This is a genomic window from Burkholderia sp. Leaf177 (assembly GCF_001424345.1).
Lineage (GTDB): Bacteria > Pseudomonadota > Gammaproteobacteria > Burkholderiales > Burkholderiaceae > Caballeronia.
Genome location: NZ_LMPF01000020.1, coordinates 231,314 through 248,641, shown reverse-complemented (window position 1 = coordinate 248,641; position 17,328 = coordinate 231,314). Strand labels below are relative to the sequence as shown.

18 protein-coding genes and 1 tRNA gene are annotated in these 17,328 nt (G+C 58.9%); 11 read left to right on the top strand and 8 right to left on the bottom strand.

The genetic code is table 11. The features are described 5' to 3' along the window. Window positions 1-5: 5 nt before the first annotated feature. Both ASG35_RS14795 and ASG35_RS14790 read right to left on the bottom strand, forming a co-directional pair. Complete coding sequence (locus tag ASG35_RS14795) at window positions 6-1,463, bottom strand: amidase (RefSeq protein ID WP_056358481.1); 1,458 nt, start codon at window positions 1,461-1,463, stop codon at window positions 6-8. Between the two features lie 67 nt (window positions 1,464-1,530). Further along, window positions 1,531-2,226 carry a dienelactone hydrolase family protein gene (locus ASG35_RS14790; RefSeq protein ID WP_056358478.1) on the bottom strand — a complete coding sequence of 232 codons (696 nt, stop codon included), beginning with the start codon at window positions 2,224-2,226 and terminating at the stop codon, window positions 1,531-1,533. Between the two features lie 611 nt (window positions 2,227-2,837). Between ASG35_RS14790 and ASG35_RS14785 the strand changes: the two genes are divergently transcribed. Next, window positions 2,838-3,983 (top strand): branched-chain amino acid ABC transporter substrate-binding protein, encoded by a 1,146-nt coding sequence (locus ASG35_RS14785; RefSeq protein ID WP_056358475.1) that lies wholly within the window; start codon window positions 2,838-2,840, stop codon window positions 3,981-3,983. Window positions 3,984-4,084: 101 nt separating this feature from the next. On the opposite strand, the gene ASG35_RS14780 is transcribed toward ASG35_RS14785, so the two are convergent. Further along, window positions 4,085-5,263 carry an MFS transporter gene (locus ASG35_RS14780; RefSeq protein WP_442854840.1) on the bottom strand — a complete coding sequence of 393 codons (1,179 nt, stop codon included), beginning with the start codon at window positions 5,261-5,263 and terminating at the stop codon, window positions 4,085-4,087. 844 nt (window positions 5,264-6,107) lie between these two features. On the opposite strand from ASG35_RS14780, the gene ASG35_RS14775 reads away from it, so the two are divergent. Continuing rightward, entirely contained in the window at window positions 6,108-6,413 is a 306-nt protein-coding gene (locus ASG35_RS14775) for an H-NS histone family protein (protein ID WP_056358470.1), read from the top strand. Between the two features lie 193 nt (window positions 6,414-6,606). After that, the gene (locus tag ASG35_RS14770; RefSeq protein ID WP_056358468.1) at window positions 6,607-7,788 is read left to right on the top strand and encodes a cation diffusion facilitator family transporter; all 1,182 of its coding nucleotides are present in this window, start codon (window positions 6,607-6,609) and stop codon (window positions 7,786-7,788) included. A gap of 69 nt (window positions 7,789-7,857) precedes the next feature. On the opposite strand, the gene ASG35_RS14765 is transcribed toward ASG35_RS14770, so the two are convergent. The 3 genes from ASG35_RS14765 to ASG35_RS14755 all read right to left on the bottom strand — a co-directional run bounded on the left by ASG35_RS14765 (window position 7,858) and on the right by ASG35_RS14755 (window position 9,702). Beyond that, window positions 7,858-8,316, bottom strand: coding sequence for an Lrp/AsnC family transcriptional regulator (locus ASG35_RS14765; protein ID WP_031357026.1), 459 nt, complete (start codon window positions 8,314-8,316; stop codon window positions 7,858-7,860). Between the two features lie 94 nt (window positions 8,317-8,410). After that, complete coding sequence (locus tag ASG35_RS14760) at window positions 8,411-9,061, bottom strand: hypothetical protein (RefSeq protein WP_056358465.1); 651 nt, start codon at window positions 9,059-9,061, stop codon at window positions 8,411-8,413. Then, entirely contained in the window at window positions 9,058-9,702 is a 645-nt protein-coding gene (locus ASG35_RS14755; protein WP_056358462.1) for an MBL fold metallo-hydrolase, read from the bottom strand. The genes ASG35_RS14760 and ASG35_RS14755 overlap by 4 nt, the downstream gene beginning before the upstream one ends. A 674-nt stretch (window positions 9,703-10,376) precedes the next feature. Here ASG35_RS14755 and ASG35_RS14750 point away from each other — a divergent pair. Continuing rightward, window positions 10,377-10,997, top strand: a complete 621-nt coding sequence (locus ASG35_RS14750; RefSeq protein WP_056358459.1) for a septal ring lytic transglycosylase RlpA family protein — start codon at window positions 10,377-10,379, stop codon at window positions 10,995-10,997. 56 nt (window positions 10,998-11,053) lie between these two features. Here ASG35_RS14750 and rsmI read toward each other — a convergent pair whose 3' ends face one another. Then, the gene (gene rsmI / locus ASG35_RS14745) at window positions 11,054-11,965 is read right to left on the bottom strand and encodes a 16S rRNA (cytidine(1402)-2'-O)-methyltransferase (RefSeq protein WP_056358457.1); all 912 of its coding nucleotides are present in this window, start codon (window positions 11,963-11,965) and stop codon (window positions 11,054-11,056) included. A gap of 27 nt (window positions 11,966-11,992) precedes the next feature. On the opposite strand from rsmI, the gene ASG35_RS14740 reads away from it, so the two are divergent. The 7 genes from ASG35_RS14740 to ASG35_RS14710 all read left to right on the top strand — a co-directional run bounded on the left by ASG35_RS14740 (window position 11,993) and on the right by ASG35_RS14710 (window position 15,085). Further along, the gene (locus tag ASG35_RS14740; protein ID WP_056358456.1) at window positions 11,993-12,388 is read left to right on the top strand and encodes a YraN family protein; all 396 of its coding nucleotides are present in this window, start codon (window positions 11,993-11,995) and stop codon (window positions 12,386-12,388) included. A gap of 146 nt (window positions 12,389-12,534) precedes the next feature. Continuing rightward, window positions 12,535-13,122: a phosphoheptose isomerase gene (locus ASG35_RS14735; RefSeq protein ID WP_056358454.1), complete on the top strand. Its 588-nt coding sequence runs from the start codon at window positions 12,535-12,537 to the stop codon at window positions 13,120-13,122. Between the two features lie 19 nt (window positions 13,123-13,141). After that, the gene (locus tag ASG35_RS14730; RefSeq protein WP_056358897.1) at window positions 13,142-13,948 is read left to right on the top strand and encodes a BON domain-containing protein; all 807 of its coding nucleotides are present in this window, start codon (window positions 13,142-13,144) and stop codon (window positions 13,946-13,948) included. 5 nt (window positions 13,949-13,953) lie between these two features. Next, on the top strand, window positions 13,954-14,307 hold the full coding sequence (locus ASG35_RS14725; RefSeq protein WP_442854839.1) for a c-type cytochrome: 354 nt from the start codon (window positions 13,954-13,956) through the stop codon (window positions 14,305-14,307). 68 nt (window positions 14,308-14,375) lie between these two features. Continuing rightward, window positions 14,376-14,451 (top strand) — tRNA-Ala (locus ASG35_RS14720). Between the two features lie 164 nt (window positions 14,452-14,615). Next, window positions 14,616-14,891, top strand: a complete 276-nt coding sequence (locus tag ASG35_RS14715; RefSeq protein WP_056358452.1) for a hypothetical protein — start codon at window positions 14,616-14,618, stop codon at window positions 14,889-14,891. Next, window positions 14,891-15,085: a hypothetical protein gene (locus ASG35_RS14710; protein WP_056358449.1), complete on the top strand. Its 195-nt coding sequence runs from the start codon at window positions 14,891-14,893 to the stop codon at window positions 15,083-15,085. The genes ASG35_RS14715 and ASG35_RS14710 overlap by 1 nt, the downstream gene beginning before the upstream one ends. A gap of 241 nt (window positions 15,086-15,326) precedes the next feature. On the opposite strand, the gene ASG35_RS14705 is transcribed toward ASG35_RS14710, so the two are convergent. After that, window positions 15,327-17,006, bottom strand: a complete 1,680-nt coding sequence (locus ASG35_RS14705) for a Na+/H+ antiporter (RefSeq protein ID WP_056358448.1) — start codon at window positions 17,004-17,006, stop codon at window positions 15,327-15,329. Between the last annotated feature and the right edge of the window lie 322 nt (window positions 17,007-17,328).

The following is a 17,328-nucleotide window of genomic DNA, read 5'->3' as shown; positions in this document are numbered from 1 at the left end:
AATGATTATCGCGCGACCATCAGCGCCGGCCGTTTGCTGAACCACGGCCGCGCGGCTTCGAGTTGCGCGGCAAGCCGGAACAGCGTTGCGTCTTCGTTGCGCCGCCCGGCGAACTGCACGCCAATCGGCAAACCGCGTGCATTCCAGTAAAGCGGCACGGACATCGCGGGCTGGCCGGTGAAGTTGAACAACTCGGTGCATCCGGCCCAATCGAATGCCTTCTTCGCCGATACCGCCAGCATCTTGCGCAACAACGACTCCACCGGAACCGCCGTCAGCACGCCCATCTGGAAGCGCTCGAATGACGTCGGCTGCTTCGCGCCAATCTTGAACGGCGCGCCGGCGAGCGTGGGCGTGAGCAAGACGTCGTAGCGCGACATCAGCGCGTCCATTTTCGCCGAGACCTGACGTTGCAATTCGAGCGCGGCGGGCAAATCCTTCTCGCCAATCGACCGGCCAATATGCGCCATTGCCCACGATGCAATCTCGAAATCGGCGCGCTTCGGCTTCTGGCCGCTGACCTTGCCGGCTTGCAGCACGATCTCTTCGGCCAGTACCGCCCACATCACGAGGAACGCGTGCGCGATGGCATCGAAATCGAGGCCGAAGGACGCAGGCTCGACGTGATGTCCGAGCGATTCGGCGAGTTTGGCGGCATCGTCGAGCGCGGTTTTTACATCCGCCGATAACCCCGCCGCCAGTTGCGGCTCGGCCATATAGCCAATGCGCAACGGCGCGCACGGTTCGCTGACCGCGCGGAAAAACGCGCCGCTTCTTCCTGTCGATGTCAGGTCGAGCAACAGCGCACTATCGCGCACGCTTCGCGACACCGCATGATCCACCGATAAAACCCCGGGCGCCGGCAGCGGTTGCGGCTGGACATCGTTGGATGGCTTGTAGCCGAACAAACCGCAACACGACGCCGGGATGCGGATGGAGCCGCCGCCGTCGGCCGCGTGCGCCAGCGGCACGACGCCGCCTGCCACCGCGGCCGCCGCGCCGCCGCTCGAACCGCCCGGCGTGTAATCGAGTCCCCACGGATTGCGCGTCGGGCCGAAGAGTTCGGGTTCCGTATAGGGCATCTGGCCGATTTCCGGCGTGTTCGTCTTCCCGAAAATGTTGAGTCCGACCGCCTTCGAACGCGCGACGATCGGCGAATCTTCGCGCGGAATGTAGTGCTGGAAATGGCGGCTGCCCATGGACATGCGCAAGCCCGCGACCGGCGCGCCGAGATCCTTGATGAGATAGGGCACGCCCGCGAGCGGACCATCGGCGGGAAGACCTGAACGGCTCGCACGATTGCGGGCCGCCTGGTAATCCGTGAGCACGATGGCGTTGATTGCCGGATTGACGGCTTCCGCGCGAGCGATGGCGGTATCGATAAGTTCGCGCGCGCTCACCTGGCCCGTGCGTACAAGCTCCGCCAGGCCAATGGCGTCATGTTCGAGATACTCGGACTGCACGGTTTCCCCTGATTTTATTGTTCCGTCTGTTTGAGGTGGCCGTGCAGACTGCGGCGCAAAGAGCCCGTTACGAATGCTCGCCGAGGAACGTCAGCGTGCGGCCGTGCGCAAGCGCCGACGCCTTCTGATTGTAGGAAGCACGATCCGTGCAGTTGAAGCCGTGGTCCGCGCCGGGATATGTGAAGACTTGCGCGTCCTTTCCAGCAAAGCGCTGCTTGACGGCGTTCACCGCGTCCGACGGAATGTGGGCGTCCAGGTCGCCGTAGTGGAACTGGATCGGCGCCTTGACGTTATCGGCCAGATCTAGCTGCGTGTGGATGCCGCCGCCGTAGTAGGCCACGGCGATATCGAACGAACCCTTCGCCGCCGCCAGATATGCCAACCGGCCACCCAGGCAATAACCCACTCCCGCAACCTTCCCATTCACTTCGGGCAATGCGCGCAAGGCAGTGGCGGCGGCGCCTACGTCGGCAACGCCGAGGTCGAGGTCGAACTTGCCGTACAACTCCATCGCTTTGTCGCGATCCGCGCCGTCATAGCCCAGTTCCACGCGCGGCTGGATGCGCCAGAAGATGTCCGGGGCGAGCGCCACGTAGCCATCGGCGGCGTACTGGTCTGCGACTGCCCGGATGTGTGAATTCACGCCGAAGATTTCCTGGATGATAACCACGCCCGGACCTTTGCCTGCCTTGGGCAGCGCAAGATAACCCTGGTAGCTTTCGCCGTTGGCGGGGATGTCGATCCATCGGGATGAAACGGTCATAGTGATGCTCCTGACTGATTGCCTAATGATAAGGGACGCAAAAACACGACGAAAAACACGCCGGAAAACGCGGGAAAAAAGCGGCAAGGCAGTTTGCCACCATTCCATGCCGTTTGCTGGCGGACGTCCGGGCTGTAACGCGGCTGTAGGAATTCGCAGTTGGCATGACGTCAAGCGCACGTCAGCATGGTTTTGAAAGCGCTCTAGAGTTAATGCTCTCTTAAGTGTTTCGATTGAATGCCGTCGATCGGCCGGGATAATACCGGCGCGGTTCCATAAAACCACGTAGAAGCGGCCTCGCTGTATCGTCCATCCGCTGAAGAACCGCATGAACAGGGCGTTTGCGCACTGCACCAGCACATTTCCGAAGGCTTCTCAACTAGTCTCTTATTAGTAGCAACACCACTATCTTAAAAAACTTCCCCAAATTAATTTGACAACCCTACACTTGCGCGCAGTACGGATGGCGGCTGCCAAAAACGGCCGGCTGAAGGACTTGCCAAGTGCATGACGATGCATCCGGCGTGGTCGTCCACGGGGCTGAACCACCGTGATGAAAAGCGGGGCACAGGGCGACACCGTTGTTTTTGGGACCGAAACTGGAGACTTACATGAACACCAAGCTTCACAAATTGTTGCCTATCAGCGCTGCAGCGCTGCTGTTCGCCTCGATGGCAACAACAGCCATGGCCGACGAGACCGTCAAGATCGGCCACGTTGCACCGTTGACCGGCGGTATTGCTCACTTGGGCAAGGACAACGAAAACGGCGCGCGCCTCGCAGTTGAAGAAATCAATGCCAAGGGTCTGACGATCGGCGGCCAGAAGATCACGCTCCAACTCGATCCGCAAGATGACGCGGGCGACCCGCGCACGGCGACGCAAGTTGCCCAGAAGCTCGTCGACGACAAGGTCGTTGGCGTGGTTGGTCACCTGAACTCCGGCACGAGTATTCCGGCATCGAAGATCTATAGCGACGCGGGCATTGTCCAGATCTCCCCATCGGCTACCAACCCGACCTACACGCAGCAAGGCTTCAAGACGACGTATCGCGTCGTCGCGACCGACGCTCAACAAGGTCCGGCGCTTGCCAACTTCGCCGCCAAGACGATGAAGATGAAGAGCGTGGCGATTGTCGATGACTCCACGGCTTACGGCCAGGGTCTCGCCAACGAATTCGAAAAGACCGCCAAGTCGCTCGGCCTGAACGTGATGTCGCACGACGCGACCAACGACAAAGCCGTCGACTTCCGCGCCATCTTGACGAAGATCAAGGGTGAGAATCCTGACGCGGTGATGTACGGCGGCATGGACGCAACCGGCGGCCCGTTCGCGAAGCAAGCCAAGCAACTCGGTCTGCGCGCGAAGGTTCTGGCGGGTGACGGCGTATGTACGGAAAAGCTGGCCGACCTGGCAGGCGATGCAGCCGACAACGTAGTGTGCTCGGAAGCCGGCATGGCGCTCGAGAAGATGGAAGGCGGCCCGGCATTCGCGGCCAAGTTCCAGAAGCGTTTCGGTGCGCCGATCCAGATCTACGCGCCGTTCACGTATGACGCGGTGTACATCATTGTCGATGCAATGAAGCGCGCCAACTCGACCGATCCGGCAAAGATCGTCGCTGCAATGCCGAATACGGATTACAAGGGCGTGATCGGCGAAACGACCTTCGATTCGAAGGGCGACCTGAAGCACGGCGTGATCTCGCTGTACGACTACAAGGCAGGCAAGAAGACGCTGCTGGACGTGGTCAAGATGTAATTCGCGGGTGACGTGGCGATCGGTTCAAGGTATTGATTGCGCCGCCTTCGATGATTCGCAGAACCATAAAAACGCGCTGATTGCGAAGTCAGCGCGTTTTTTTATAGCTTGAGCTGTTTCATCATTCGCGGTCCCACAAGCGCAATCAGCGCCGCGCACGCCGCAACTACCGATAGTCCGATCGGCAAGGAACTGATCTGCGCAACTCCGCCGATCAGCACCGGCCCGAACAGCAAGCCGAAGTAAGCCAGCCCGGCAACCTGCGCAAGCCCTTCCGCCGGGCTCACGCCTTCCACGCGCGCCGCTGCGGCGAACAGCACCGGCATCATGTTGGCGAGGCCGAGGCCCATCAAGGTGAAACCGGCCAGCGTCACGACCGCGTTTGGCAAGACCAGCGCCGCCATCATGCCGATAAACGCCAGCGCCGCGCTGCCGAAGATCAATTGCGGCGCGCCGAAGCGCGCGCGCACGGCATCGCCACCAAAACGTCCCGCGGCCATGCCACCGGTGAACGCCGCATACGCCGCGCTCGATAACGCCGGCGTTGCCAGCACCACGTCGCGCATATAGACGGTCGCCCAGTCGTACATCGCGCCTTCGGCGATCAGCGCAATCAGCGCGAGTGCGCCGAGCGCCCATAGCGCGCGGGAGCGCCATCGATTCGACGACGATGCACCGTGTGCGTTGCTCGCGTGCGGAACGTGCGGCAACACGTTTGGCATCGATACAAGCAGCACGATCAAGCTCACTCCGCACGCCAGCGCCAGATGTGCGACCGGCGGCAAGCCATGCGCGAGCATTGCACCGCCCGCTGCCGCGCCCGCCATCCCGCCGACGCTGAACATGCCGTGCAGCGACGACATGATCGGGCGTTCGAGCGCCTCCTCGACGTCGCTCGCTTCGGCGTTCATGGCGACATCGAGCGTGGCCATGCTGAAGCCGAACAGCGCGAGCACGAGCACCAGGAGCCAATAAGACGGAGCGACCAGGATCAGCGCCCCAAACACCGTCATGCCGATACCGCCAGCCAGACACGCGCGGCGCGTGCCCACACGGCCGATCCACGGGCCGTTTGTCAGCATCGCGATGATCGACCCTACGGCGACCGCCAGCAACGCGATGGAAAGCGCGCCGGGACTGAGGTGAAACTTGTCGCGAACGGTGGGAACGTGCACGCCCCACGACGCGTACAACATCCCCGCGATGAAAAAAACGGCCATGGTGGCGTATCGGGCGCGCTCACGCTTCTTGATCGGCAGCCTTTTGTGCGAGGCTTGCACGGTATCGTGCCCGCCCGCACGGGCGCTGGAAACTGATTCGGACACGGAAATCGCTCTGGTTATGTCTTCGTTGAAAGAGCCGGGCCAACACAGCTAAATGCGGTCATTACCCGACGAAGCTTTCGATTCTATCGAACGGGTCGCCAGCACGCATGTCTTGGCATTTAGATGGCTGCCCGATATCTCGAATTCGGCCACTTTACGATTCGGCTGATGGCAATTGAACGAAACTGTCTTGGTGGTCTAAAACCAGTATCTACAGAGAATGAATTGCAGCGCCTGGCATTATTTTCCGATGCATTGTTGCGTGTGCCGCAACTCGAACTAATGGGCATCAACGAATAGGGTTGTGGTCTAGGAAGCTCAGAGTGCGCAATCGTTTTACCTTCATTAAACCGAAGGGATTCAGTGGTTGAATTGAATCCTCCGTTCGTAGCTTGTATTGAACGGCATAGGTGAATGTCTGAACCGCCGGCATCGCAAACGTGTGCCGTAATGTGCCGTTATGTATCGTGATTACGAGATACGTTCACTGCCTGAAGCGTTTCTCTTGGAACCTCGCATCGGATGGAAGCTTTAAGTAACATGTTTTAACACTATTCTCATTTTGTGAAAGATTTTCCGGATTCATTCGGAGATGTAAGTACGATGAATGGAAGACTTTGCACCATTTAAAGAATCGCACCAAATGTTACGCACACCCGTTCGGCTGAATCGATTTAAATCGAATGTGTTGAAACGCGCATAAAGCCGTGGTTGTGTTAATCTGCGATCCATTGAGAGGCTTTACAATATAACTCAAGCGGGCGTCTGACTCGTACACTGCAAACCAAAGGAAAACATCATGCCGTCTTACAAGGAACTTCTCGCACAGCGAGAGAATCTCGAGCGACAGATTGAAGAAGCAAAGTCGCGGGAATATGCTGAAGTTCTCAATGAAATCAAGCAGAAAATGACCGACTACGGGATCACGCTGGCTGAATTGGCGGGTGGTCGCGGCGGTAAGAATCTGAAAAACGCATCACGTCCACGCGCTGGCGTGGCGCCGAAGTATCGTGATCCGGATAGCGGCAGCACGTGGTCGGGTCGCGGCAAACCGCCAAAATGGATTGCCGGTCAGGAGCGCGACAACTTCCTGATCCAGAAGTAAGGTTTTTCATATTAAAAAAGCCGCACGCGAAAAGCAGTGCGGCTTTTTTGTATTCTGAAGTAGATTCCGATCCTGACTGAGAACGCGTCGCGTTTCTATAAATCGATGATTTAAAAGGATTTTGTGCTGGATCGGCCATCCGTTTGCCGTACGCCTTGGTAAGATTGCTCATACAAGGACTTTGAGCAATGAAATGTCTCTATCGACGGCGCGCGCTGCTGAGAAACAGCAGGTAGCGCTCAAAACTACTGTTACCAGCATCGCGCTCAATATGGTCCTGATGAGCGCGCAGATCGTTGTTGGCGTATTTGCGCATTCACAAGCGCTTATTGCTGACGGCGTTCATTCCCTGGCCGATTTGGTGTCCGATTTTGTCGTATTGCTGGCGAACAAACAAAGCGCGGCCGCGCCCGACGACGACCATAATTACGGCCACAGTCGCTATGAAACCGTTGCTTCATTATTTCTTGGCGCTTTGTTAATTGCGGTCGGCATAGGAATGTTATGGCGCGCTGGCGAACGCATCACCGATCTTCAAGACATTCCCGAGGTCCATGTGAGCGCGTTAGTCGTCGCGATCATAGTCCTTGTTTCGAAAGAACTTTTATTCCGATATATGTTGCGTGCCGCCGAGCGCGTCAGATCCGCGATGCTGATTGCAAATGCATGGCATGCACGTTCGGATGCAGCATCGTCGCTTGTCGTGGGAGTTGGGATTATCGGCAGCATGGCGGGCTGGCGCTTGCTTGATCCCATTGCGGCTGCAATCGTGGGATTTATGGTCGCGCGCATGGGTTGGACTTTCGGATGGGATGCACTTCAGGACTTGTCTGATCGCGCTTTGGACCGTGCTGAATCCGAAAAACTGCACGCCTTATTAATCGAAACGCCGGGAGTGCGTGACGTGCACGAATTGCGCACGCGAAAAATGGGCGATCTCGCTATAGTCGATGCCCATATTCTTGTCGACCCTTTGATCTCCGTTTCCGAAGGCCATTACATAGCTGAATCGGCGCGTGCGCGTCTCCTTACAAATTCCCGTGTGGTCGACGCATTAATTCACGTCGATCCCGAGAGCGACGATATCGTTCCGGAGGCCGCACGCCTTCCGACGCGTTCAGCGGTAAGCGACGCCGTGCGGACTGCGCTGGGCGCGCAGGGAATAGGCTTCGATCAATTGAATCTGCATTATCTGAGCAGCGGGTTCGAAATCGACGTGCTGCTTCCGTTCGATTCGAGCAACGATCAGATCGCGAAACTAGAACAGGTCGATGTTGCCGCGCTCAAGAAAGATCTAGGCGCACGCCACATTCGGTTTGCGCGAAGCATCAAGGGCGTGCCGGAAACACGGCACGTGACAGGTATCCCCCAATAGCGACTTTCCAGAAACGTCCGCTGCTTGATCGCAGACAGACGCGTAGTCAATGCGCGGCTTCGTTCTGGATCACAGGGGCAATTGGGTATCGAATTTGATTTCGCGCAGCACCACGCTGGTCCGTACCTGCGCGACCGCCGGAATCTTGAAAATGCGATCGTGGAGAAATGCGTCGTAGGATTTGATGTCCGGCGCGACGATTTTCAGAATGTAGTCGGCTTCGCCTGTGGTGCTGTAGCACTCGGTCACTTCGGGGCAAGTGGTGATCTCGCGTTCAAACTGTTCCACGCCGCCCTCGGTATGCCGCGTGAGGTGAATATGCGCGAGCGCGCAAACATGCAAGCCGAGTTTCTCGCGATCAAGGAGCGCCGTGTAGCGCTGAATCACGCCCGATTGCTCCATGTCCTTGATGCGCCGCCAGCAAGGCGTGCTGGACAGCCCTACCTGATCGGATATTTCTTGCACGGAACGCCGGGCATCGAGCTGCAGGAGTCGCAGGATCTTTTGTGAGAACGTATCGAGAGTCAACTGCGCCTCCTTTCGGCCGTTACCAACTCCAATAGTAGAGGTGGCAGAAAGGATGCGCAATGTCAAACGCCCTCGGTGAGCAATATTCCCTAACTCATTGCCCAGACTGCGCGTTTTGTCCTTCGCTGTTATTGCCGCCGGACGTTTCGCCAGCAGTTTTCAGCGTTGCCAGGGCGGCGCGTTGAGCGCGCAGCTCGGCCAGCATGTTGCAGAACAACGCGCCCTGTTCTATGGCGTCGTCCAGCGCCACATGGGTATGCGGGTGTTCGTCGAACCAATGTTTCGGCAGGCGCGGCTTGATGGCCTTTCGGTATGGAAGGTCGGTTAGCGCGAAAGCGAGTGTCTTGATGTCGAGCGCCGACCAGGAGAACGGACAGCGCTCGGCGAAGCGCATCATGTACCAGAACATGTAAGTGAAATCGAAGCCAGCCGGATACGCCACGAAAACCGGCTTGCCAGGTAGCGCCTCGACCCATTTCACATAAGCCTGCATTGCAGGCAATGGTTGTTGCAGGTCTGTGCGGCACGCGGCCCACGCCTCGGGCTGCGTTTTCCACCAAGCGGCTTGCACCGGATGCGCAGTGGCGCCCTCGAGCGTTTCAAGATTTGCCGAGAATGTGCCGATCAGTTGCTTGTCTTCCGTATAAGCCGCCGATGCAAAACTGAGCATTGAATGAGGACCCGGGATCGGACCGTCCGCCTCGACATCTGTGCTGACGTAAATTTCAGGGATGGCGATGCTCATGCGGATTTCCTGTCGCCGACGTAGGGATTCGTCCGGCGTTCGTGGCCAAGCGTTGAAGTTGGGCCGTGTCCCGGCACGAATGTGACATCGTCGCCGAGGGGCCAGAGTTTTTCGTGGATCGCGTGCACGAGATCGGCATGATTGCCACGCGGAAAATCCGTCCGTCCGATCGACCCTGCGAACAGCACGTCGCCCACCAGCGCGAGCCGGTTTTCCCGGCTGAAGAACACCACGTGGCCGGGCGTGTGGCCCGGACAGTGATAGACCTCCAAGATCTCATCGCCGAACTGCACCGTGTCGCCTTCTTCGAGCCATCGTTCCGGTGTGAATGCTTGTGCTTCGCCAAAGCCGAAGCGCTTGCTCTGCTCGGGCAATTGGTCGATCCAAAAGGCGTCGTCCTTGTGCGGGCCGTGAATTACTACGCCGTAGTGCTCCGCAATCGCCTTGGCGCCGCCGCAGTGATCGAGATGGCCGTGCGTGAGCAGCACTTTCTCGACGGTAACGCCGAGTTCAGCTACCGCCTCGATGATCCTCTCGACGTCTCCGCCCGGATCCACGATCGCCGCGCGCATGGTTGTTTCGCACACGACGATTGAGCAGTTCTGCTGGAAGGGTGTCACGGGAATCAGAGTGACCTTCATGGGTAGCAACCGCGAGTGTAAAAGCTTCATTGTAACGGTCGAGAACCGCCGCTGCGGCCACGTTCCCAGCGTTAGCCGATCGGCCTACGCTCTGCCCAAAAAATGGGCAAATCTCGCAATTTTTACGTTTATGGAGAGAATGCGTAACAAATTGTGCATCAATGGGCGATCGGTAAGACCTTTTGGGTATAATTAGGCCACTTGTGCATGGTTTGAGCATGCCATCAATGGGCAGTAAAAGATCGCCACTAGCGCTTTTTTACACTTGCCATCAAGTACGCAGTTCGAAGCAATCGCTTTGAAATCGCAATCAAGCATCGATTCCGATCGATGTGCACGTCTTGTCCAGCCGGGTGCGATGTACCCGAGAACGGCCTTAGCTGCCGTAATGCTGGATGGGGCCTACGCCGCCGTTCCTGTGCTGTTTATCGCGCAAGAACGTGTTTGCCACGTTCGATGGCGGCATGTGGGGTCTGGTCAGGCTGCCGGGGACAGGTTGCGCCAGACGTGAAAACTAACCGGGCATTTGCGGCGAGGTACGCCGTTCCCGTGGATACGCGCGTCGTTCGAATTCTCGAGCGATGGCTGCTGGCGCGTGGAAAGCCTTGAGCTGCCTAATGCCGTCAGAACAATATCTGACGGAACGGGCGGCTCGAACCGTTGATTACACGTCTATGAATGTACGACTCACTCGGCATTTCGGGAGTCTTTTTGTTGCAGCAATCCTGACGGGTTGCGCCATGCCGCCAAGCGGCGGCGACCAAGCCAACGTCCTGAACACCGGAACGCAGGTTGCAAAAAGCACGGCTCCGAAAGCCGGTATTACTCGCAATGCGGCACCGCTGGCTTACGATTCCCAGCTCAACTCAATTCCATCGTCGGCCGACAATGCCGACGCTTCGTCGCTTGCCAACGCAAAGCCGATTACCGCCGGTCCAAACGTTGGGGACTTCGAGCAGCAAGGTCGCGCCTCCTGGTATGGCCGCGGCTTTCACGGCCGCAAGACCGCCAGCGGCGAACGCTATGACATGCACGCAATGACCGCGGCACACAGGACGTTGCCGCTGGCTTCGTGGGTGCGCGTGACCAACGAAAGCAACAACAAGTCGGTGGTCGTCAAGATCAACGACCGTGGTCCTTACGTCGGCAATCGCGTAATCGATTTGTCGTATGCCGCTGCAGCTGCTCTGGGCATGCGCAGCGCGGGCGTTGGAAAGGTGAAGATCGAAGGCTTGACGCAGCAGGAAGCGCAACTGGCGAGGGAACAACTGGCATCGATTTCGTCGACTGAATGATCGCCGTTTTTCCCTGAGCAAGACAAAAGACGGGCCGTTTTTGACGGCCCGTTTTTCTATTGGGCGACCTCTTCACCCGCGTCTTTATCGCTATCGCGCGCCTTGTCCATGGCAAGCGCGCGCGTGTACAACGCATTGCGCGATGCACCCGTAAGCGTCGCTGCCAGGCGAGCCGCGCTACTCACGGACAACTCCTCCAGCAAGGTCTCGAGCAACGCGTCGTGCGCGTTGTCGGCGGCTTCTTTCTGCGGCGCTCCCTCCACCACCAATACAAATTCACCGCGTTGCCGGTTGGCATCGGCGGCGAGCCACGTTGGCCCTTCGGCCAGGGTGCATTGATGAACGCTCTCATGTAACTTGGTCAACTCACGGGCAATCAGCAATTTCCGATCGCCGCCGAACGCACGTTCAAGCGCCTGCACGGTTTCCACTATCCGATGCGGCGCTTCGTAGAAAACGAGCGCCGGCGTGTGTGTGAGCAAGGCATGCAACTGCGTGTCGCGCTGCTTCGTTTTGGTCGCGAGAAAGCCGATGAACGAGAACGTGTGAACCCACGCGCCGGCAACGCTCAACGCCGTCGTGAGCGCGCTTGCGCCCGGCAATGGAATGACGGGAAAACCGGCTTCGCGCACGGCATCGACGAGTCTTGCGCCTGGATCCGAGATGCCTGGCGTGCCGGCGTCGGAGACACATGCGATGCGCTCGCCATTACGCAGATGTGCAATCACGTGCTCGGCGGCACTGCGCTCGTTGTGTTCGTGTACCGCGATAGTCGGCTTCGAGATGCCGTAGCGCGAGAGCAGTTGCGACGTGTTGCGCGTGTCCTCGGCGGCCACCCTGTCGACCAGCCCGAGCACGTGCAACGCGCGCACCGTGATGTCCGCGACATTGCCAATGGGCGTCGCGACTATATAGAGCGCGCCAGCCGGAAACTGTTGGCCGTGGGCAAGTTCGATGAGTGGAGTCATGAGGGCGGGTGGCGTGCGAAGAGCGCATTGTGCCACGCGAAGGCATACAACTTTTTGGGGAACGGGGTGTCGAAAACGATCGGAAGCGCGTTCGAGCAGCGCGCGCTGGAATATCTACAGCGTCAGCGGCTGCGCTTCGTGACGCGCAATTTCACGTGTCGTGGTGGCGAAATCGACCTTGTCATGCGCGAGATCGGCAGCACGCGCACACTCGTATTCGTGGAAGTGCGTGCGAGGCGCAGCCGCCAGTTTGCTGCTGCGGCAGCGAGCATTGGCGCGCACAAACAGCGTCGGCTCGTGCTCGCGGCGCAGCATTACCTGATGAACTGGCGCGGCGCCTTGCCCGCGTGCCGCTTCGATGTCATAGCGTTCGACGCGGGCCGGATTGTCTGGCTGCGCGATGCTTTTCGTGCCGATATGTAGCAAAAGCCGAGTGCATCTTAAGTATCGGGGACGACGAGTGCGGTAAACTGCGCGGAGCCCGAAGCACCGGTGCGCCGGGCTTGCAAACCTCCGAAGTAACCCATCACTGAACCACCGCGTAGGTCGCGGCCGATAACCGAGAGTCGATGTCCGTCGAACGAATCCAGCAGCATTTCCGCGAAAGCGCGGCCGTCCAGCGCGAAGCAATCGATACGCTTGCATTTCCTGTTGCCGCCGCCATCGACGTGTTGTTTGGCGCGCTTGCCAATGGTTCGCGGATTCTCGCGTGCGGTAACGGCGGTTCGGCGGCGAATGCGCAGCGGCTGGTGGCTACGCTCGTTAACCGGTTCGAGCGCGAGCGTCCCGGCTTGCCCGCCATCTCGCTCGACGCAAACGCGCTGACGCTGACTGCAATCGGGAACAGTTCCGCGTTCGAAGAGATCTACTCGAAGCAAGTCCGGGCACTTGGACAGGCAGGTGACGTGCTGGTGGTCATCTCCACCACGGGCAACTCGGTCAACTTGCTCGCGGCGATTCAGGAAGCGCATGAACGCGAGATGTTCGTCATTGCGCTGACGGGTAGCGGCGGTGGCGTGATCAGCGAAGTGCTCGCCGATACCGATATCCAAATCTGCGTGCCGTCCGAGCGGGCGGCGCGAATCCAGGAAGTCCATCTGTTAACCATTCATTGCCTGTGTGATGGCATCGACGCGATGCTGCTGGGTGAAGAATGATCTCAAGGGGAACGAGTTGATGAACACGACACGCGTCAAATCGACGCTTGCCAAGGCCACGTTGCTGGCTGGACTGTTATCGGGCGTCGCGCTGAGCATGCAGGGCTGCGCGCTTCTGGCAATCGGCGCAATGGGCGGCGCCGTGGGTGGCGGCACGCTGGTCGCCACCGACCGGCGTACGCTCGGCGCGCAAACCGAGGATCGTGAGATCCAGGTGAAAGCGAAGAGCCGCATTGGCGAGACGCTTCCCGATCAGGCGCACGTGAGCGTGACCGTGTTCAACCGGCGTGTGCTGCTCACCGGCGAAGTGCCGGCCGAGCAATGGAAGCAGAAGGCCGAAGAGGTCGTGCGCGGTATCAACAATGTGAACAGCATCGTGAACGAGCTTGCCGTACAGGGCGCAAGTTCATTGTCATCTCGTACCAACGATGCTTATCTCGAAAGTCGCGTGAAGGGTGCGCTGGTCGGCGAGAAAGATCTGCGCGCGAATTTCTACAAGGTGGTTTGCGAGCGCAGCACGGTGTATTTGATGGGGCTCGTCACGCGTGATGAAGGCACGGCTGGCGCGAATGTCGCGGCGCAGGTGCCTGGTGTCGAACAGGTCGTGAAGGTGTTCCAGTACATCAAGCCTGAAGATGCACAGGCTTTGTCGGCAGCGGCTGCATCGGGCGCGAGTGCGCCGGCGGTGACGCCTATCGACGATAACCCCACGGTTGGCGCCGTACCGGATTCATCGGTGAGCTCGAAGCCGCTCGATGGAACATCGCCCGCGCCAGTTAAAAACTCGGATGTGCATCCAGGCAATCCTGCTCCGGCGGCAAAGTGAAGCGGTTGTTTTTGAGTAGCGTGGTCGCCGCGACCGGTCTGGTCGTGGCGGGGCAAAACGTTTTCGCGGCCGACGCACCAACGTCCGCTGTTTCTCCCGCCGATGCCATGAACATCGCGCGCAAGAACGCGTGCATGGGATGTCACGCGGTGGATCGAAAGCTGGTGGGGCCGTCGTTTCAGCAAATCGCCGAGAAGTACAAGGGCGACGCGAAGGCGCCCGCGCGGCTTGAAGGGAAGGTGAGGGATGGCGGTAGCGGCGTATGGGGTATGTTGCCGATGCCGTCGCATCGTTCAATGGATTCAGGCGATATAAAGAAGGTTGTTGCCTGGATTCTGGCTGGATCGCCGGCGAAGTGATGGGTGGTTTCCATGCAGCGGACGCTTGTCAGACGGTCGATAGGCTGTGCTAGAATCATTTTCAAGATGGGGGGGTAGCTCAGCTGGGAGAGCGTCGCGTTCGCAATGCGAAGGTCGGGAGTTCGATCCTCCTCTCCTCCACCAAGATTCAACGACAAAACCGGCTTCGGCCGGTTTTGTCGTTTCCGCGCTCGAAGTTATCGCCCATCTGCGACGCTTCTTGACTCAACTCAGCGATTCTTCGCTTGACTCCGAGCTTTGGCGCAATGCTATGTTTCTATCTAAGGGAAACACGCTTTGGAGGCGAAATGGCATCAACAAGCGGACGGATTATCGTGCAGGTAACCGTGAGTCAAAAACGCGCTATCGCGCGCACCGCAAGGCGGCTTGGATTGAATCCGGGCGAACTCATGCGTCAAGCGGCACAAGGCTTTGCACCGTCAGATGACGAACGCGATCTGCTTGCGTTGATCGACCGTGCGAATGCTTCGGCGAAGCAAGCCAGCGAATCCCTCGTTGATACGTTGTCGTTCATACAGGAGTCGAATAAGCGTATTGCCGCAATGACCGCAGGGAACACGTGATGGGCGTGACGGAAAAGTTGTGGGACGCGCTCACGACCGTCATCAAGATGAGCGACAACATGATGTCTTTGAACGGCAGCGTCAAGGCGCAACAAGCGAAGGTCGAGGGATTAACGGAGCGTGTGATCCGCTTGGAGGCGACATTGGAGCTTCTGCTGCGCACTGGCGGTAGCGCCAGGAAGTTGCCCCGCTGATCGTGTAATCCTGCGTCGCTCGGCTAAATCCGCACGACCCGTGCGCTTAAAATAAATCGCCCGGTGCCAAAGGCAGCGAGCGGAAAGATCGGAGAGTTACAACGACATCATGCGCTTCGTGGAGCACGCATGAGACGAAGTATGGCGCGGCTATCAACGTTGAAAAATACGAAAACTCTTAAACTGATCGTTAGGTTATTCGTTGATCCGGATTCAATCGATAAGCGAAACAGCGCTTGATTCAAGCGCCCGCACCTTTCTTGCGGCTCACTATCGCTGTCTCGGATAAATCGATTTCGCGCATCAACTTGTTCAAGGTTTCATCGTTGATGGCTTGGCGCGTGCGCAGCTTCAGAAGCTCCGCTCGTTCCGCCCGAAGCGCGGCCATCTTCAGCTTTGTTTCCACCATCTCGCTTTGTCGTGCAGCGCGACGCGACTCTTCTTCATCGCCGAGTCCTTCCAGACGGCGCCTGTACAAACTCATCACGCGCGCAGTGGAATCAGCGCAAAACGCTGCGCCGGTTTCATCCATCTGGCCAGTGAGATTCTCTTGCGCAGCATCGATTGCGCGGATCGCCGCTTGGGCCGCGTGGCGGCGCGCAATGCGTTCTTCGGCGACATGCGGATCGCCGCGACGCTTTAATCCGCTCAGCAATATAGGCAACCCGATTACGCCGATCAAAAGCGACATCAGGATTGTCCCCGATGCAATGAAGATGGCGAGATCGCGTCCCGGAAGTGCGGCGCCGTCAGGCAAAAACTCGGGCAACGACAATACGCCCGCGAGCGTGACCGCACCTCGCACACCGCCAATAGTCGTCATGGCGACCGTGCGCACGCCGGGCACCGCGTTCGATACACCGTGCTTCGCCGCGCCGCGGCTCGCGACCCAGCGCAGCACCCACACCCAAGCGAAGCGCAAGCCATACAGCGCGATGACGACCGCGGCTACATATCCAAGCAGCAAGCCGACTTGGTAGAAACCATCGTGATGCGCCTCGATCAACGCGCGTCCAATGATGTGCGGAAACTGCAGCCCGAGCAGTATGAACACCATGCCGTTGAATACGAATTCGATCATCGTCCAGGTGCTGGTCATGCGGATCCGCGCGGCCGTCGGGATGATCTCGCGCAGGCTCTGGAAGTTCATCATCATGCCGGCGGATACAGCCGAGAGAATGCCCGAGCAGCCGAGTTTTTCGGCGATCAGATACGCGGCGAACGGGATCAGCAACGTAAGCACGACGCCGGCGGCGGGGTCATCGTCGTCTGACATTTTCACGATGCGCCGCGGGATGGTCGTGACGAGCCAGCTGATTACCGCGCCGATCACGAGGCCGCCCACGGCGATCACGACGAAACTTATCGATGCCGCGCGCAACGAGAACACGCCCGTCAGCGCCGCCGCGATCGCAAACTTCAGCGCGACGAGGCCGGAGGCGTCGTTCATCAACGCCTCGCCTTCGAGGATGTGCATGAGGTTCGCCGGAATGCGTCCTTTGCCCGCAATGCCGCTCAACGCAACGGCGTCCGTTGGCGACAACACCGCCGCGAGCGCGAACGCAACGGGCAAGGGCATCACGGGGATCATCACGTGCAGAAACCAGCCGAGTGCGCCCACCGTCATGAACACAAGGCCGAGCGCGAGGAGAAGGATTGCGCGGCGCTGCATGAAAAATTCGCGCTTGGGGATGCGCCATCCATCGGCGAAAAGCAGCGGCGGGATGAAAAGCATCATGAAAAGCTCGGGATCGAACGTGACATGCAGGCCGAGTCCCGGCCACGCGAGGCACGCGCCAATCGCAATCTGGATCAGCGGCAGTGGCAGCGTGAACGGCAATTTGCTCGCCAGCGCGCTCGTGAGGAACCCGGACAGCGCGACAGCCAGCATCAGGATGAGTACGGTGAAAACGATATCCATATTTTCTTAACGCGTAAGCGCGCGGATACTAAACCCAGCGCGCCCGTGTGATAGCAAGGACCAAAGTTTAGCTTGGACAGGCGAGCCAGTCCGAACCCGGCAACGCACTGCAATGGTGCGCCTCGCGCGCTGTCCCGTGAAAGAGGCGTCACGCCTCGGTGCACATGGCGCTGAAAGATCGGTAATCCCGCGAGTACACGTGAGCACGGAGCTTGCTTTATCGGTAGCGACGGGACACGCAGATTACCCGCTTAAGATAATCGAGGGGCAGCATGGAACCAGAATCCAGTGCGCGGGCGGCGCGACAACCAACGCAATCGAT

Excerpts from the sequence above, each read along its gene's own strand:
- ASG35_RS14790 (WP_056358478.1), bottom strand. The coding sequence starts at position 2,226 with ATGACCGTTTCATCCCGATGGATCGACATCCCCGCCAACGGCGAAAGC.
- ASG35_RS14785 (WP_056358475.1), top strand. The coding sequence starts at position 2,838 with ATGAACACCAAGCTTCACAAATTGTTGCCTATCAGCGCTGCAGCGCTG.
- ASG35_RS14775 (WP_056358470.1), top strand. The coding sequence starts at position 6,108 with ATGCCGTCTTACAAGGAACTTCTCGCACAGCGAGAGAATCTCGAGCGA.
- ASG35_RS14770 (WP_056358468.1), top strand. The coding sequence starts at position 6,607 with ATGTCTCTATCGACGGCGCGCGCTGCTGAGAAACAGCAGGTAGCGCTC.
- ASG35_RS14760 (WP_056358465.1), bottom strand. The coding sequence starts at position 9,061 with ATGAGCATCGCCATCCCTGAAATTTACGTCAGCACAGATGTCGAGGCG.
- ASG35_RS14755 (WP_056358462.1), bottom strand. The coding sequence starts at position 9,702 with ATGAAGGTCACTCTGATTCCCGTGACACCCTTCCAGCAGAACTGCTCA.
- ASG35_RS14750 (WP_056358459.1), top strand. The coding sequence starts at position 10,377 with ATGAATGTACGACTCACTCGGCATTTCGGGAGTCTTTTTGTTGCAGCA.
- rsmI (WP_056358457.1), bottom strand. The coding sequence starts at position 11,965 with ATGACTCCACTCATCGAACTTGCCCACGGCCAACAGTTTCCGGCTGGC.
- ASG35_RS14735 (WP_056358454.1), top strand. The coding sequence starts at position 12,535 with ATGTCCGTCGAACGAATCCAGCAGCATTTCCGCGAAAGCGCGGCCGTC.
- ASG35_RS14730 (WP_056358897.1), top strand. The coding sequence starts at position 13,142 with ATGAACACGACACGCGTCAAATCGACGCTTGCCAAGGCCACGTTGCTG.
- ASG35_RS14715 (WP_056358452.1), top strand. The coding sequence starts at position 14,616 with ATGGCATCAACAAGCGGACGGATTATCGTGCAGGTAACCGTGAGTCAA.
- ASG35_RS14710 (WP_056358449.1), top strand. The coding sequence starts at position 14,891 with ATGGGCGTGACGGAAAAGTTGTGGGACGCGCTCACGACCGTCATCAAG.
- ASG35_RS14705 (WP_056358448.1), bottom strand. The coding sequence starts at position 17,006 with ATGGATATCGTTTTCACCGTACTCATCCTGATGCTGGCTGTCGCGCTG.